Origin of the sequence: Burkholderia sp. Ac-20353 (assembly GCF_017104785.1) — a bacterium.
Classification (GTDB): Bacteria; Pseudomonadota; Gammaproteobacteria; order Burkholderiales; family Burkholderiaceae; genus Burkholderia.
In genome coordinates, this window is record NZ_JAAGPL010000198.1 from 1 (window position 1) to 15531 (window position 15531).

The 15531-nt window shown below is 68.1% G+C and carries 15 protein-coding genes and 1 pseudogene; 14 read left to right on the forward strand and 2 right to left on the reverse strand.

Annotated features, from left to right (window positions below; genetic code table 11):
• Positions 1-283, reverse strand: a pseudogene (locus tag G3N94_RS33635) (flagellar biosynthesis protein FlgA); the annotation flags it as partial.
• A gap of 204 nt (positions 284-487) precedes the next feature.
• Here G3N94_RS33635 and flgB point away from each other — a divergent pair.
• The 13 genes from flgB (at position 488) to G3N94_RS33700 (ending at position 13970) form a co-directional block, all read left to right on the forward strand.
• Positions 488-979 carry a flagellar basal body rod protein FlgB gene (flgB, locus tag G3N94_RS33640; protein WP_205798061.1) on the forward strand — a complete coding sequence of 164 codons (492 nt, stop codon included), beginning with the start codon at positions 488-490 and terminating at the stop codon, positions 977-979.
• 59 nt (positions 980-1038) lie between these two features.
• Positions 1039-1464, forward strand: coding sequence for a flagellar basal body rod protein FlgC (flgC, locus tag G3N94_RS33645; RefSeq protein ID WP_124602652.1), 426 nt, complete (start codon positions 1039-1041; stop codon positions 1462-1464).
• A 42-nt stretch (positions 1465-1506) separates the two neighbouring features.
• Positions 1507-2256, forward strand: a complete 750-nt coding sequence (locus G3N94_RS33650) for a flagellar hook assembly protein FlgD (protein WP_205798063.1) — start codon at positions 1507-1509, stop codon at positions 2254-2256.
• A 25-nt stretch (positions 2257-2281) separates the two neighbouring features.
• Entirely contained in the window at positions 2282-3523 is a 1242-nt protein-coding gene (gene flgE, locus G3N94_RS33655; RefSeq protein ID WP_205798065.1) for a flagellar hook protein FlgE, read from the forward strand.
• 20 nt (positions 3524-3543) lie between these two features.
• Positions 3544-4302 carry a flagellar basal-body rod protein FlgF gene (gene flgF, locus G3N94_RS33660; RefSeq protein WP_205798067.1) on the forward strand — a complete coding sequence of 253 codons (759 nt, stop codon included), beginning with the start codon at positions 3544-3546 and terminating at the stop codon, positions 4300-4302.
• Positions 4303-4339: 37 nt separating this feature from the next.
• Positions 4340-5128 (forward strand): flagellar basal-body rod protein FlgG, encoded by a 789-nt coding sequence (gene flgG / locus G3N94_RS33665; RefSeq protein WP_205798069.1) that lies wholly within the window; start codon positions 4340-4342, stop codon positions 5126-5128.
• A gap of 21 nt (positions 5129-5149) precedes the next feature.
• Positions 5150-5839 carry a flagellar basal body L-ring protein FlgH gene (gene flgH / locus G3N94_RS33670; RefSeq protein ID WP_205798071.1) on the forward strand — a complete coding sequence of 230 codons (690 nt, stop codon included), beginning with the start codon at positions 5150-5152 and terminating at the stop codon, positions 5837-5839.
• Positions 5833-7041: a flagellar basal body P-ring protein FlgI gene (locus G3N94_RS33675; protein ID WP_205798072.1), complete on the forward strand. Its 1209-nt coding sequence runs from the start codon at positions 5833-5835 to the stop codon at positions 7039-7041. The genes flgH and G3N94_RS33675 overlap by 7 nt, the downstream gene beginning before the upstream one ends.
• Entirely contained in the window at positions 7042-8031 is a 990-nt protein-coding gene (gene flgJ / locus G3N94_RS33680) for a flagellar assembly peptidoglycan hydrolase FlgJ (protein ID WP_205798074.1), read from the forward strand.
• Positions 8032-8286: 255 nt separating this feature from the next.
• A complete protein-coding gene (locus tag G3N94_RS33685; protein ID WP_205798077.1) occupies positions 8287-9042 on the forward strand; it encodes a flagellar brake protein in 756 nt (251 codons plus the stop codon).
• A 150-nt stretch (positions 9043-9192) separates the two neighbouring features.
• Positions 9193-11190 carry a flagellar hook-associated protein FlgK gene (gene flgK / locus G3N94_RS33690; RefSeq protein ID WP_205798079.1) on the forward strand — a complete coding sequence of 666 codons (1998 nt, stop codon included), beginning with the start codon at positions 9193-9195 and terminating at the stop codon, positions 11188-11190.
• Positions 11191-11215: 25 nt separating this feature from the next.
• Complete coding sequence (gene flgL, locus G3N94_RS33695) at positions 11216-12451, forward strand: flagellar hook-associated protein FlgL (protein WP_205798081.1); 1236 nt, start codon at positions 11216-11218, stop codon at positions 12449-12451.
• 211 nt (positions 12452-12662) lie between these two features.
• Positions 12663-13970, forward strand: a complete 1308-nt coding sequence (locus G3N94_RS33700; protein ID WP_205798083.1) for a solute carrier family 23 protein — start codon at positions 12663-12665, stop codon at positions 13968-13970.
• A 7-nt stretch (positions 13971-13977) separates the two neighbouring features.
• On the opposite strand, the gene G3N94_RS33705 is transcribed toward G3N94_RS33700, so the two are convergent.
• Positions 13978-14862, reverse strand: coding sequence for a transcriptional regulator GcvA (locus G3N94_RS33705; RefSeq protein ID WP_205798085.1), 885 nt, complete (start codon positions 14860-14862; stop codon positions 13978-13980).
• A 96-nt stretch (positions 14863-14958) separates the two neighbouring features.
• Between G3N94_RS33705 and G3N94_RS33710 the strand changes: the two genes are divergently transcribed.
• The coding region (locus tag G3N94_RS33710; protein ID WP_205798087.1) for a chromate transporter at positions 14959-15531 on the forward strand (573 nt) is incomplete at its 3' end.

The following is a 15531-nucleotide window of genomic DNA, read 5'->3' on the forward strand; positions in this document are numbered from 1 at the left end:
AGCCGGCCGTCGCGCGGCCTGCGTTCGCCGAATCCGGCGTCACGCTCACGCTCCCTTCTGAGCCCGCGCGAGCGCCGCTCGCCGCATTCACATGCGCGAGTGCGGACTCGGCCGTCTCGCCGCGTCCCGGAATCACGATCATCCCGTCGTCCGCGGCCTGCGCCGTGGCGGCGCCCGTCCACAGCGCGACGGTGAGCGCGAGCGGCACGGTGAGCCCAAGCGCGAACGCGCGCCGCGTGCGCTGCCGCCGCCCGTCGTCACCGCGAAATGCGCTGGGAGTCATCGCCATGTCCTCGATCCGTTGATCCGATTCGCATTCTAGGGAGGCGGCCCGCGGCGGAAACGACGAATAGAGGGGGGCTTTGCCGCGTTATTCGCCCGATTGCCGGTTGCGCCGGCCGCCTACCATGCTTGTCATGGAAAAAAGCCTCTTTGGCCGCCATGCGGCGAAAGAGCGGTGCAGCGCTGCCTACGGAGAGATGCACAGATGCTGGACAGACTCGATGCCGAATTCGCGTTCGGCCGCCAGGCGCTCGACGTGCGCGCCTATCGGCAGGAACTGCTGTCGTCGAACATCGCGAACGCGGATACGCCCGGCTACCAGGCGCGCGACGTCGATTTCGCGTCGACGCTCGCCCGCTCGCTGAAGCAGGTGGGCCCGGGCGGGCTCGCGCCGAGCAACGCAACGTCGCTCGCGCTGGCGCAGCCGGCCGGCGTGACGAGCGGGATGTCGATGGTGTCGACGGCGCCGGGCCACATGGCCGGCACCGCGAAGCTGACGCCGACGGGCGGCCCGACCGACGACTACGGCCGCGCGCAATACCGGATGCCGCTGCAGCCGGCGCTGGACGGCAACACGGTCGATCTCGACGTCGAGCGCGTGCAGTTCGCGAACAACGCGCTGCACTACGAGACCGGGATGACCGTGATGACCCAGCAGATCAAGGCGATGATCGCCGCGATCACGTCGAATTCGTGACCGCGCGCGGCCGCCCCGAACCGAAAGCCCGCATTAGAAAGCCGCATTAAGGAGCCTCCATGCCCTCGTTGATGAACATCTTCGGCGTCGCCGGCTCGGCGCTGTCCGCGCAGTCGCAGCGCCTGAACGTCACCGCGTCGAACCTCGCGAACGCCGACAGCGCGACCGGCCCCGACGGCAAGCCGTACAAGGCGAAGCAGGTCGTGTTCGCGACCGATCCGATCGGCGGCGCGCGCACGGCGTCCGGCCAGGGCGTCGGCGGCGTGCGCGTGCAGAAGGTGATCGACGATCCGTCGCCGATGAAGTCGACCTACGACCCGGCGAACCCGGCCGCCGACGCGAACGGCTACGTGCAGATGCCGAACGTCGACCCCGTGCAGGAGATGGTGAACATGATCTCGGCGTCGCGCTCGTACCAGGCCAACGTCGAGACGCTGAACACCGCGAAGCAGCTGATGCTGAAGACGCTGACGATCGGCTCGTGAGCTGCATTTTTACTGACCTGACCTGACAGAAGGCCCGACCGGATGACTTCCTCCGCCACGACGATCGGCACCAACGGCACGAATGTGTCGACGCTGCCGACCGACACGATGAAAACCGGCAATGCGTCGACCACCAGCACGTCGGCAAGCGACCTGCAGACGACGTTCCTGAAGCTGCTCGTCACGCAGCTGCAGAACCAGGATCCGACGAGCCCCGTCGACAGCTCGCAGATGACGACGCAGCTCGCGCAGATCAACACGGTGAGCGGCATCGCGCAGCTCAACACGTCGCTGACGTCGCTGTCGACGCAGCTCGCCGCGGGCCAGCAGACCCAGGCCGCGCTGCTGATCGGCTCGAACGTGCTCGCGCCGGGCAATGCGGTCACGGTGAAGAGCGGCGCGGCGACGCCGTTCGGCGTGTCGCTCGCGAGCTCGGTGTCGAACCTGACGATCACCGTGAAGAACGCGTCGGGCACCGTCGTGAACACGATCAACGCAGGCGCGCAGTCGGCCGGCACCGTGCCGTTCAACTGGACGCCGACCGACGCGGCCGGCAACGTGCTGCCGGACGGCAAGTACTCGATCAGCGCGAGCTATACCGACAGCACCGGCACGCCGCAGCCCGCCACGACGCTCGCGTCCGCGCAGGTGCAGAGCGTGATCAAGCAGGCGGACGGCACGGCGGGGCTGATGCTGTCGAACGGCGCGACGGTCGGCCTGTCGCAGGTCGCGTCGATCTACCCGAATGCGTCGTCGTCCGCGTCGACGTCGACCGGCACCACCACCAACTGATTCAGTTCCACACACGGAGACCGAGATGGGTTATCAACAGGGTTTGAGCGGTCTGGCGGGCGCGTCGACGGCGCTCGACGTGATCGGCAACAACATCGCGAACGCCAATACGGTCGGCTTCAAGTCGAGCACCGCGCAGTTCGCGGACATGTACGCGAACTCGATCGCGACGTCGGTGAACAACCAGGTCGGCATCGGCACGTCGCTGAACTCGGTGCAGCAGAACTTCAGCCAGGGCACGATCAACACGACGAACTCGTCGCTCGACGTCGCGATCAACGGTAACGGCTTCTACCAGATGTCGAACAACGGCGCGATCACGTACTCGCGCGACGGCACGTTCCAGCGCGACAAGAACGGCTACCTCGTCAATGCGCAGGGCATGAACCTGATGGGCTATGCGGCGAACGCGAAGGGCGTGATCAACAGCGCGCAGACCGTGCCGCTGCAGGCGCCGACGACCAACATCGCGCCGACGCCGACGACCTCGATCGCCGGCCAGTTCAACCTGAACTCGCAGGACACGGTGCCGGTCACGACGCCGTTCAACTACACCGACTCGACGAGCTACAACTACTCGACGTCGGTCCAGACCTACGATTCGCTCGGCGGCTCGCAGCAGGTCAACATGTACTTCGCGAAGACCGCGACCGGCACGTGGGAAGCGTATGCGGGCGTCGCGAACGCGGCGCCGTCCGATCTCGGCGCGGTCACGTTCAACGCGACGGGCGGCATCGCCAGCACGACGCTGCCGGGGGTGGCGACGCCGACCGCGGCGCTTGGCAAGTTCCAGTTCACGATCCCGACCACCGACGGCTCGACGACGCCGCAGAGCCTGACGCTCGACCTGACCGGCACCACGCAGTACGGCGGCAAGGACGGCGTGAACAACCTCGCGCAGGACGGCTACGCGAGCGGCACGCTGACGACGTTCTCGATCGGCAGCGACGGCAAGGTCACGGGCAACTACTCGAACGGCCAGACGGCGACCCTCGGCCAGATCGTGCTCGCGAACTTCAACAACCCGAACGGCCTCGTGTCCATCGGCGGCAACCAGTACATCGAGTCGGCCCAGTCGGGCGTGCCGCAGCTCTCCACGCCGGGCAGCACCAACCACGGCACGCTGGAGGGCAGCGCGCTCGAGAACTCGAACGTCGACCTGACGAGCCAGCTCGTGAACCTGATCACCGCGCAGCGCAACTACCAGGCGAACGCGCAGACGATCAAGACGCAGCAGACCGTCGACCAGACGCTGATCAACCTGTAACGCGCGAGTAACGGGCAGCCATGGACCGACTGATCTACACGGCGATGACGGGCGCGTCGCAGTCGCTCGACCAGCAGGCGATCGTCGCGAACAACCTCGCGAACGCGTCGACGACCGGGTTTCGCGCGCAGCTCGCGACCTTTCGCGCGGTGCCGATGAATTTCGGCGACGGCAGCACGATCGATCCGACGACGACGCGCACCTACGTGCTCGCGTCGACGCCGGGCGCGGATTTCGCGCCGGGGCCGATCACTCGCACCGGCAATCCGCTCGACGTCGCGGTGCAGGGGGCCGGCTGGCTGTCCGTGCAGCTGGCCGACGGCAGCGAGGCGTACACGCGCGCGGGCAACCTGCACGTCGACCAGAACGGCCAGCTCGTCACCGCGACCAACCTGCCGGTGGTCGGCAACGGCGGCCCGATCTCGGTGCCGCCGAACGCGCAGGTCACGATCGGCAAGGACGGCACGGTGTCCGCGCTGATGCCCGGCGACCCGCCGACTGCGGTCGCGATCGTCGACCAGATGAAGCTCGTCAATCCCGATCCGGCGACGATCACGCGCGGCAACGATGGCCTGTTCCGCACCGCGGACGGCAACCCGGCGGATGCCGACCCGAACGTCGTCGTCGCGCCGAATTCGATCGAAGGCAGCAACGTGAACCCCGTGAACGCGATGGTCGCGATGATCGACAACGCACGCGCATTCCAGCTTCAGACGAAGCTGATCCAGACGGCCGACCAGAACGAGCAGTCGGCGAACCAACTGCTCAACTTCAGCTGAGCGACCAAGCGCCAGCCTACGCAGGAGAACCTAACAAGTGAACCGTTCGCTCTACATCGCCGCCACCGGCATGAACGCGCAGCAGTCGCAGATGGACGTGATCTCGAACAACCTCGCGAACGTCAGCACCAATGGCTTCAAGGGCTCGCGCGCGGTGTTCGAGGATCTGCTGTACCAGACGATCCGCCAGCCCGGCGCGAACTCGACGCAGCAGACCGAGCTGCCGTCGGGCCTGCAGCTCGGCACCGGCGTGCAGCAGGTCGCGACCGAGCGCCTGTATACGCAGGGCAGCCTCACGCAGACCGGCAACTCGAAGGACGTCGCGATCAACGGCGCGGGCTTCTTCCAGGTGCTGATGCCGGACGGCACGAACGCGTACACGCGCGACGGCTCGTTCCAGTCCAACGCGCAGGGCCAGCTCGTCACGTCGAGCGGCTACCAGGTGATCCCCGCGATCACGATCCCGCAGAACGCGACGTCGCTGACGATCGGCAAGGACGGCGTCGTCACGATCACGCAGCCGGGCTCGACCAACGCGGTGCAGATCGGCGCGATCCAGGTCGCGACCTTCATCAACCCGGCCGGCCTCGAGGCGCGCGGCGAGAACCTGTTCTCGGAAACCACGTCGTCGGGCGCACCGAACGTGTCGCAGCCGGGCCTGAACGGCGCGGGCACGCTCAACCAGGGTTATGTCGAGGCATCGAACGTGAACGTCGTGCAGGAGCTCGTCAACATGATCCAGACGCAGCGCGCGTACGAGATCAACAGCAAGGCCGTGACGACGTCCGACCAGATGCTGCAGACTGTCACGCAGATGAAGAGCTAACCGGAAACACCCGTCGTCGCCATGAAGCAGGTTCGCCTCCCCTCGTTCGCCACCGTCCGCGCCGCGTGCGCGCTCGCGGTGGCGGCGCTCGCCGGCTGCGCGCAGATTCCGCACGAGCCGATCATCCAGCAGCCGATGACGGCCCAGCCGCCGATGCCGCAGTCGATGCAGGCGCCGGGCTCGATCTACAACCCGGGCTATGCGGGCCGGCCGCTGTTCGAGGACCAGCGGCCACGCAACGTCGGCGACATCTTGACGATCGTGATCGCGGAAAACATCAACGCGACGAAGTCGTCCGGCGCGAACACCAACCGCGCGGGCAACACGAGCTTCGACGTGCCGACCGCGGGCTTCCTCGGCGGGCTGTTCGCGAAGACGAACCTGTCGGCCGAAGGCGCGAACAAGTTCGCCGCGACCGGCGGCGCGAGCGCGGCGAACACGTTCAACGGCACGATCACGGTGACCGTGACCGGCGTGCAGCCGAACGGCAACCTCGTCGTCAGCGGACAGAAGCAGATGCTGATCAACCAGGGCAACGAGTTCGTCCGTTTCTCGGGCGTCGTGAACCCGAACACGATCTCCGGCGCGAACTCGGTCTATTCGACCCAGGTCGCCGACGCGAAGATCGAGTACTCGGCGAAGGGCTACATCAACGAAGCCGAGACGATGGGCTGGCTGCAGCGCTTCTTCCTCAACATCGCGCCGTGGTGAAGACGATGCGTACCCTGCTCGCGCGCGTGATGCGCTCCCTCGTCCGATCGGCTTCCCGATCGACTTCCCGCGCGGCCGCCGGCGCGCTCGCGGCCGCCTGCGTGCTCGCGCTCGGGCCCGGTGCCGCGCATGCGGAACGCCTGAAGGACCTCGCGCAGATCCAGGGCGTGCGCGACAACCCGCTGATCGGCTATGGCCTCGTCGTCGGCCTCGACGGCACCGGCGACCAGACGATGCAGACGCCGTTCACGACGCAGACGCTCGCGAACATGCTCGCGAACCTCGGCATCTCGATCAACAACGGCTCGGCCAACGGCGGCAGCTCGTCGATGTCGAACATGCAGCTGAAGAACGTCGCGGCCGTGATGGTCACCGCGACGCTGCCGCCGTTCGCGCGGCCCGGCGAGGCGCTCGACGTGACCGTGTCGTCGCTCGGCAACGCGAAGAGCCTGCGCGGCGGCACGCTGCTGCTCACGCCGCTGAAGGGCGCGGACGGGCAGGTGTATGCGCTCGCGCAGGGCAACATGGCGGTCGGCGGCGCGGGCGCGAGCGCGAACGGCAGCCGCGTGCAGGTGAACCAGCTCGCGGCGGGCCGCATCACGGGCGGCGCGATCGTCGAGCGTTCGGTGCCGAACGCGGTCGCGCAGATGAACGGGACGCTGCAGCTGCAACTGAACGACATGGACTACGGCACCGCGCAGCGGATCGTGTCCGCGGTGAACGCGAGCTTCGGACCCGGCACCGCGACCGCGCTCGATGGCCGCACGATCCAGCTCGCAGCACCTGCCGATTCGGCGCAGCAGGTCGCGTTCATGGCGCGCCTGCAGAACCTCGACGTGAGCCCCGACAAGGCCGCCGCGAAGGTGATCCTGAACGCGCGCACGGGCTCGATCGTGATGAACCAGATGGTCACGCTGCAAAGCTGCGCGGTGGCGCACGGCAACCTGTCGGTCGTCGTCAACACGCAGCCGGTCGTGTCGCAGCCGGGGCCGTTCTCGAACGGGCAGACGGTCGTCGCGCAGCAGTCGCAGATCCAGCTGAAGCAGGACAACGGCTCGCTGAAGATGGTGACGGCCGGCGCGAACCTCGCCGACGTCGTGAAGGCGCTGAACACGCTCGGCGCGACGCCCGCGGACCTGATGTCGATCCTGCAGGCGATGAAGGCGGCCGGTGCGCTGCGCGCCGATCTGGAGATCATCTAAATGGCAGCGAATCTTCCGGACGCGAACGATCTCACGCAGCGCTTCGCGCTCGACGTGCAGGGGTTCGATGCGCTGCGCGCGCAGGCGAAGCAGTCGCCGCAGGCGGGCGCGAAGCTCGTCGCGGGGCAGTTCGACGCGATGTTCACGCAGATGATGCTGAAGAGCATGCGCGACGCGACCCCCGAAGGCGGGCTGTTCGACTCGCATACGTCGAAGATGTACACGTCGATGCTCGACCAGCAGCTCGCGCAGCAGATGTCGTCGAAGGGGATCGGCGTCGCCGACGCGCTGATGAAGCAGCTGATGCGCAACGCGCACCTCGGCGCAGGCGCCGAATCGGCGACCGACCTCGGCGCAGACGCCGGCGCCGGTGCCGGCGGTTTCGGCGCAGCCGGCAGCGAAGGCGGGATGGTCGCGATGAACGCGATGGCGAAGGCCTACGCGAACGCGGCCGCGAACAACGGCGCGCTCGCGAACGGGCGCGGCTACTCGTCGGGCAGCGCGCTGACGCCAGCGGTGAAGGGCGCGAGCGGCGTGGCCGACGCCGACGCGTTCGTCGACCGCCTCGCGGCCCCCGCGCAGGCGGCGAGCGCGACGACCGGCATCCCGGCACGCTTCATCGTCGGCCAGGCGGCGCTCGAATCGGGCTGGGGCAAGCGCGAGATCCGCGCAGCCGACGGCTCGACCAGCTACAACGTGTTCGGCATCAAGGCCGGCAAGGGCTGGAACGGCCGCACGGTGTCGGCGCTGACGACCGAATACGTGAACGGCACGCCGCGCCGCGTCGTCGCGAAGTTCCGCGCGTACGACTCGTACGAGCATGCGATGACCGACTACGCGAACCTGCTGAAGAACAATCCGCGCTATGCGGGCGTGCTGAGCGCGAGCCGCAGCGTCGAGGGCTTCGCGCAAGGGATGCAGAAGGCCGGCTACGCGACCGACCCGAACTACGCGAAGAAACTGATCTCGATCATGCAGCAGATCGGCTGAGCGCCGGTCAGACCGCGCGTCAGAGTGTCCGTCAGAACGTCCGTCAGAACGTCAATCCGGCTAGATCTTGTCCGGCCGCGCCAGGCTTTGCCGCGCGCGGTTTGAACGTTTGCGCGAAAAAATTCGGGAAATCGATCTAAACTTTCGGACAGTACTGCCGCTAAGTGTGAGAGACCTGCGACCGGGCTGCTGTTATGGCCCGGTTTTAATGCGCACCGGTTCCCGTGCGCCCATGACAAGAAAGACCGGCAACCCATGAATATCGAACAGTCGACGGACCTGAGTTCCGATGCGGGACATTCCGGGCCGGACTATGCCCGCCGCAATCCGCTGGAAATCGGCGTGCAGCTGCGCAACCTCGTGAACCGCGGCGATTTCCTCACCGTCCAGTACCCGGGCGGCCAGCTCGTCACGCGGCTGCTCGAGGTCGACGTCGGCGCGCGCGCGTTCGTGTTCGACTGGGGCGCGCTCGCCGAGCAGAACAGCGCGATCCTGGGCGCGTCGCACTGCACGTTCGCGGCCGCGCCGGACGGCGTGCGCGTGGAGTTCGTGACCAGCACGCCGCGCGAGACGCGCTACGAAGGGCTGCCTGCGTTCGAGGCCAATTTCCCCGACCTGCTGTACTGCATCCAGCGCCGCGAATACTTCCGCGTTGACGCGCCGGTCATCGATCCGTACCTGTGCCGCGGCAAGCTGCCGGACGGCGAGAGCTTCCTGTTCGAGGTGCACAACCTGTCGCTCGGCGGCGTCGGGCTGCGCACGGCCGACGAGCGCGTCGAGGCGCTCGAGGTCGGCACGGTGCTGCCCGAGGTCGAGCTTCAGTTGAACGGCCACGGCAAGCTGTTGCTCGACCTGAAGCTCGTGTCGCAGCGCTCGACCGAGGTGCCGAACGGCACGCGCCGCTTCCAGCTCGGCTTTCGCTTCATGTCGCTGCCGGGCAGCGCGGAGAACACGCTGCAGCGCCTGATCACGCAGCTCGAGATGAAGCGCCGCCAGCTCGCGCGCGCGTGACACCCGCGCGCCGGTCCGCCGTGCGCGCCTGACCGGCGCGCGCAGCCGCGTCCGTGTGCATTTTCCCCTCAATTTTTTCGATCCGCGGCCGTTATACCGGGAGTCACGCAACCCGGCGGCCGCAGTGCGGCCGGCTCTTCAGGATCGCGCATGTCCAACACTCTGATGAACCTCGGGGTCAGCGGCTTGAACGCCGCGCTCTGGGGCCTCACGACGACCAGCCAGAACATCAGCAATTCGGCGACGCCCGGCTATTCGGTCGAGCGGCCCGTCTACGCGGAGGCGAGCGGCCAGTACACGGGCAGCGGCTACATGCCGCAGGGCGTCAACACGGTCACCGTGCAGCGCCAGTACAGCCAGTACCTGAGCAACCAGCTCAACAGTGCGCAGACGCAGGGCGGCGCGCTGTCGACGTGGTATTCGATGGTCTCGCAGCTGAACAACTACGTCGGCAGCCCGACGGCCGGGATCTCGACCGCGATCACGAATTACTTCACGGGCCTGCAGAACGTCGCGAACAACGCGGCCGACCCGTCCGCGCGGCAGACCGCGATCAGCAACGCGCAGACGCTCGCCGACCAGATCACCGCGGCCGGCCAGCAGTACGACGCGCTGCGCCAGAGCGTGAACACGCAGCTCACGAGCACGGTGTCGCAGATCAACAGCTACACCACGCAGATCGCGCAGCTGAATCAGCAGATCGCGGCCGCCAGCAGCCAGGGCCAGCCGCCGAACCAGCTGATGGACCAGCGCGACCTCGCGGTGTCGAACCTGTCGGGCCTCGTCGGCGTGCAGGTCGTCAGCAACGACCAGGGCTACAGCGTGTTCCTCGCGGGCGGCCAGCCGCTCGTCGTCGCGGACAAGAGCTACCAGCTCGCGGCCGTCACGTCGCAGTCGGATCCGAGCGAGCTCACCGTCGTGTCGCAGGGGATCGCGGGCGCGACCCCGCAGGGTCCGAACCAGAACCTGCCGGACGCGTCGCTGTCGGGCGGCACGCTCGGCGGCCTGCTGTCGTTCCGCAGCCAGACGCTCGATCCGGGACAGGCGCAGCTCGGCGCGATCGCGACCAGCTTCGCCGCGCAGGTCAACGCGCAGAACGCGCTCGGCATCGACCTGTCGGGCAACGTCGGCAGCAACCTGTTCTCGGTCGGCGCGCCGGCCGTCTACGCGAACCAGGGCAACACGGGCAACGCGACGCTCGCCGTGTCGTTCGCGAATGCCGCACAGCCGACGACGAGCGACTACACGCTGTCCTATGACGGCACCAAGTACACGCTGACCGACCGCGCGAGCGGCGCGGTAGTCGGCACGGCGGGGGCGATGCCGGGCTCGATCGGCGGGCTGAACTTCTCGTTCTCGTCCGGCTCGATGCTGGCCGGCGACAAGTTCACGGTGGAGCCGACGCGCGGCGCGCTCGGCGGCTTCGCGCTCGCGACGTCGAACGGCTCGGCGATCGCGGCGGCGTCGCCGGTCGTGTCGTCGGTCGTGTCGACGAACGCGGGCACCGCGACGATCACGCAGGGCACGGTGAGCGCCGGCTACCAGCTGCCGGCCGGCAAGACCACGCTGACCTACAACGCGACGACGCAGACGCTGTCGGGCTTCCAGCCCGGCACGACGGTGACGATCGCGGGCACGCCGCCGACCTCGATCGCGATCACGAGCGCGGCGACGACGGTGCCGTACAGCGCGTCCACCGGCGCGACGCTGTCGATTGCGAGCACCGTGCAGCCGCCACCGGCGGGCAAGATGAACGGCATCACCGTGTCTCTGGCGGGCGCGCCGGCGGACGGCGACCAGTTCACGATCGGGCCGTACGCAGGCGGCACGAACGACGGCAGCAACGCGCTCTTGTTGTCGCAGCTCGTCACCGCGAAGACGCTCGGCAACGGCACGACGACGCTGACGGGTGCGTATGCGAGCTACGTGAACGGGATCGGCAACACGGCCAGCCAGCTGAAGTCGTCGAGCGCCGCGCAGACCGCGCTGGTCGGCCAGATCACGTCCGCGCAGCAGTCGGTGTCGGGCGTGAACCAGAACGAGGAAGCGGCGAACCTGATGCAGTACCAGCAGCTCTACCAGGCGAACGCGAAGGTGATCCAGACGGCATCGACGCTGTTCCAGACCGTGCTCGGCCTGTTCAACTGATTTAGAGATCGAGAGGATCCAGGCGATGCGGATTTCCAGCGCCCAGTTTTTCCAGATGAACGTCGCGCAGATGAGCGACCAGCAGGCGCAGCTGTCGCAGCTGTACCAGCAGATTTCGAGCGGCGTCAGCCTGCAGACCCCGGCGGACAACCCGCTCGGCGCGTCGCAGGCCGTGCAGCTGTCGATGTCGTCGGCGACGCTGTCGCAATATGCGTCGAACCAGAACGTCGCGCTGTCGTCGCTGCAGAAGGAGGACTCGGCGCTCACGAGCGTCAACAACCTGCTGAACAGCATTCACGGGGTCGTGATCCATGCGGGCGACGGGGCGCTGACCGACAGCGACCGCGCGGCGCTCGGCACGCAGCTGCAGGGCTACCGCGACCAGCTCGTGACGCTCGCGAACACGACCGACGGCACGGGCAACTACCTGTTCGCGGGCTTCCAGTCGACGACGCCGCCGTTCACGAACAAGCCGGGCGGCGGCGTGATCTACAGCGGCGACAGCGGTTCGCGCGAGGTGCAGATCGCCGATACGCGCACGGTGTCGCAGGGCGACACTGGCACGAGCGTGTTCCTGTCGGTGCCGATGCTCGGCAGCCAGCCGGTGCCCGCGGCGGGCGCGGCCAACACCGGGACCGGCACGATCGGCGCGGTGACGATCACGAACCCGGGTGCCGCGACCAACGCGCACCAGTTCTCGATCACGTTCGGCGGCACCGCGGCCGCGCCGACCTACACGGTCACCGACAACACGGTCGTGCCGCCGTCGACGACGGCCGCGCAGCCGTATTCGGACGGCTCGGCGATCGCCGTCGGCACCGGCATGACGGTACCGGTGTCCGGGTCGCCCGCGCCCGGCGACACGTTCTCGGTCACGCCCGCACCGCAGGCAGGCACCGACGTGTTCGCGGCGCTCGATTCGATGATCTCCGCGCTGAATACGCCGGTTGGCAGCAGCACGACCGCGGAGGCGGCGCTCGCGAACGCGATGACGACCGGGACGACGAAGCTGAACAACACGATGACGAACATCCTCACCGTGCAGGCGTCGGTCGGCGGCCGCGTGCAGGAAATCCAGGCGATGCAGGCGGTCAACCAGACCAATACGGTGCAGACGACCAGCGACCTGTCGAACGTGACGAGCACCAACATGGTCTCGGTGATCAGCACGTTCCTGCAGACGCAGAACGCGCTGACCGGCGCGCAGAAGGCCTACGTGCAGCTGCAGAACCTGTCGCTGTTCCAGTACATCAACCCGTGATGCAGCGGGCGCCGGACGCGATGTGAGCGCCCGCTCACATCGCGCGGCCCCGTCCTCTGCACGCGTCCCGCGCCGGCTCGCACTTGCCGGCGCCGGCTCCCCGCCGGTTCCCGCTTGCCAGCGCCATTCCCGCTCCTTAAACTTCGCGCCAGATTCCAGACCCGGCGCATCCGTCGCAGCCGGGCGACCGACACGACAGGAGCATGTCCCGATGTCCGATTCCTATTTCCCGCGCTGGCGGGTGCAACCGACCGGCGCAGCCGCGCGCGTCGTCGGCCTCGACGAACGCCTGTCGTGGCCGCAGATGATTGCGATGGGCGTGCAGCACGTGGTCGCGATGTTCGGCTCGACCGTGCTCGCGCCGCTGCTGATGGGTTTTGACCCGAACCTGTGCATCTTCATGTCCGGCGTCGGCACGCTGCTGTTCTTCGTGCTGGTCGGCGGCCGCGTGCCGAGCTACCTCGGCTCGAGCTTCGCGTTCATCGGCCTCGTGATCGCGGTGACGGGCTACAGCGGCAGCGGCCCGAACCCCAATATTCCGGTCGCGCTCGGCGGCATCGTCGCGTGCGGCGTCGTGTATGTCGCGCTCGGCGCGATCGTGTCGGCGGTCGGCACGCGCTGGATCGAGGCGCTGATGCCGCCCGTCGTTACGGGCGCGATCGTCGCGGTGATCGGGCTCAACCTCGCGCCGATCGCGGTCAAGGGCGTGTCCGCGTCGACCTTCGATTCGCTGATGGCGCTCGTCACCGTGCTGTCGGTCGGCGGCGTCGCGGTGTTCGCGCGCGGGATGATGCAGCGCTTGTTGATCCTCATCGGCCTCGTGATCGCGTACGCGATCTACGCGGTCGCGACCAACGGGATGGGCCTCGGCAAGCCGGTCGATTTCGCGATCGTCGCGCATGCCGCGTGGTTCGGCATCCCGAGCTTCCATGCGCCGGTGTTCGATCCGCACGCGATGCTGATGCTCGCGCCGATCGCGGTGATCCTCGTCGCGGAGAACCTCGGCCACATCAAGGCCGTCAGCGCGATGACGGGCCAGAACCTCGACCGCTACGTCGGCCGCGCGTTCATCGGCGACGGGCTCGCGACGATCGTGTCGGGCAGCGTCGGCGGCACGGGCGTGACCACCTATGCGGAGAACATCGGCGTGATGGCCGTCACGCGGATCTACTCGACGCTCGTGTTCGTCGTCGCCGCGCTGATCGCGATCGGGCTCGGCTTCTCGCCGAAGTTCGGCGCGGTGATCCAGACGATCCCGGGCCCGGTGCTCGGCGGCGTGTCGATCGTCGTGTTCGGGCTGATCGCGGTGACGGGCGCGCGGATCTGGGTCGTGAACAAGGTCGACTTCTCCGACAACCGCAACCTGATCGTCGCGGCCGTCACGCTGGTGCTCGGCGCGGGCGACTTTTCGCTGAAGTTCGGCGGCTTCGCGCTCGGCGGGATCGGCACCGCGACGTTCGGCGCGATCCTGCTGTACGCGATCCTGCGCAAGGAGAAGGAGCCGGGCCCGGTGGTGTGAGGCAGCATCACGCGACGGCGTTCGCCTGCGCTTCGAGCCACGCACAGAACTGCGCGACGAGCGGGTCGTCCGCGCGCTCGCGCGGCGTGATCCACCAGTAGCTGCGCGTCGCGATGTGCGGCCCTTCGAGCGGCATCACGAGCCGGCCGCTCGCGAGTTCGTCGTCGATCAGCGGCAGCGGGCCGAGCGCGACGCCGAGCCCGTCGACCGCCGCCTGCAGCGCAAGGTAGAAGTGGTCGAACGACTGCCGCTTGCGGGCCTTCATCGCGACGCCGGCCGCCGCGAACCAGTCGCGCCAGCCCTCCGGGCGCGTATCCGAATGCAGCAGCACGTGGCGCGCGAGATCGTCCGCGCGCGCGATCGGCGCGCGTTTCAGCAGCGCGGGGCTGCACACCGGGATCACGCTCTCGTCGAGAAAGCGGCCGCTCGCGCAGTTCGGCCAGTGGCCGGGGCCGCGGCGGATCGCGACGTCGAAGCCGTCGAGCATGTCGAGCGGCGCATTCGACGTCGACAGTTTCAGCTCCACGTTCGGCACGTCGCGCTGAAAACGCGACAGGCGCGGCAGCAGCCATTTCATCGCGAAAGTCGGCAGCGCGTTGATGCGCAGCACGCGCGCGGTGCCGGTCGCGCGCAGGCGTTCGGTGGCCAGCGCGATGCTGTCAAACGCGGCGCGCACCGTGTCCAGGTACTGGCGGCCTTCGTCGGTCAGCTTCACGCGCTTGCCGTGCCGGTGGAACACCGGCTTGCCGAGCCAGGCCTCGAACCCGGCGATCTGCCGGCTGATGGCACCGTGAGTCACATGCAGCTCGTCGCCGGCAGTGCTGAAGCTTTCGTGTCGTGCCGCGGCTTCAAAGGCCCGAAGCGCGGAAAAGGGCGGGAGATCGCGTGGCATGCTTGTGATTCTAGATCACAAGGGCACGCCGATAAAATCGTTTTGCGCGGGCGCCGCGCGGCGGTACGCTCGACCTGTCGTTTGTCGAGGACTCCCATGCAATCCGTTTCCATACCACCTGCCGGCCCCGCGAAGCACGTCGGGCTCGCCGAGCTGTTCGTCGGCTTTCTGACCCTTGGACTGATGTCGTTCGGCGGCGCGCTGCCGTTTGCGCGGCGTGCGATCGTCGATGAGCGCAAGTGGCTGTCCGCCGACGAATTCACCGATCTGCTCGGCCTGTGCCAGTTCCTGCCCGGCGGCAACGTGATCAACCTGTCGGTCGCGGTCGGCATGCGTTTTCGCGGCGTGCCGGGCGCGTTCGCCGGAATCCTCGGGCTGATCGCCGGGCCGACGCTCGTCGTTGTCGCGCTTGGCGTGCTGTACGCGAAAACCGAGAGCGATCCGCACGTGCGGCATCTGTTTGCCGGGTTGGCCGCCGCGGCGGCCGGGCTGCTCGCAGCGATGGCGGTGAAGGTCGCGAAGCCGCTGCGGCACGCGAGGGCGGCAGCCGGTATCGCGGCGCTCGCATTCGTCGCGATCGCCGTGCTGCGCATGCCGCTGCTGACGACGATGCTCGTGCTGACGCCGGCGAGCGTGTGGTTCGCCGCGCGCCGCCGCGCGGAGCCGGCG

Coding starts and splice junctions, on each gene's coding strand:
- flgC (WP_124602652.1), top strand. CDS start 1,039: ATGCCCTCGTTGATGAACATCTTCGGCGTCGCCGGCTCGGCGCTGTCC.
- flgJ (WP_205798074.1), top strand. CDS start 7,042: ATGGCAGCGAATCTTCCGGACGCGAACGATCTCACGCAGCGCTTCGCG.
- G3N94_RS33685 (WP_205798077.1), top strand. CDS start 8,287: ATGAATATCGAACAGTCGACGGACCTGAGTTCCGATGCGGGACATTCC.
- G3N94_RS33700 (WP_205798083.1), top strand. CDS start 12,663: ATGTCCGATTCCTATTTCCCGCGCTGGCGGGTGCAACCGACCGGCGCA.
- G3N94_RS33705 (WP_205798085.1), bottom strand. CDS start 14,862: ATGCCACGCGATCTCCCGCCCTTTTCCGCGCTTCGGGCCTTTGAAGCC.
- flgL (WP_205798081.1), top strand. CDS start 11,216: ATGCGGATTTCCAGCGCCCAGTTTTTCCAGATGAACGTCGCGCAGATG.
- flgB (WP_205798061.1), top strand. CDS start 488: ATGCTGGACAGACTCGATGCCGAATTCGCGTTCGGCCGCCAGGCGCTC.
- G3N94_RS33650 (WP_205798063.1), top strand. CDS start 1,507: ATGACTTCCTCCGCCACGACGATCGGCACCAACGGCACGAATGTGTCG.
- flgE (WP_205798065.1), top strand. CDS start 2,282: ATGGGTTATCAACAGGGTTTGAGCGGTCTGGCGGGCGCGTCGACGGCG.
- flgH (WP_205798071.1), top strand. CDS start 5,150: ATGAAGCAGGTTCGCCTCCCCTCGTTCGCCACCGTCCGCGCCGCGTGC.
- flgF (WP_205798067.1), top strand. CDS start 3,544: ATGGACCGACTGATCTACACGGCGATGACGGGCGCGTCGCAGTCGCTC.
- flgK (WP_205798079.1), top strand. CDS start 9,193: ATGTCCAACACTCTGATGAACCTCGGGGTCAGCGGCTTGAACGCCGCG.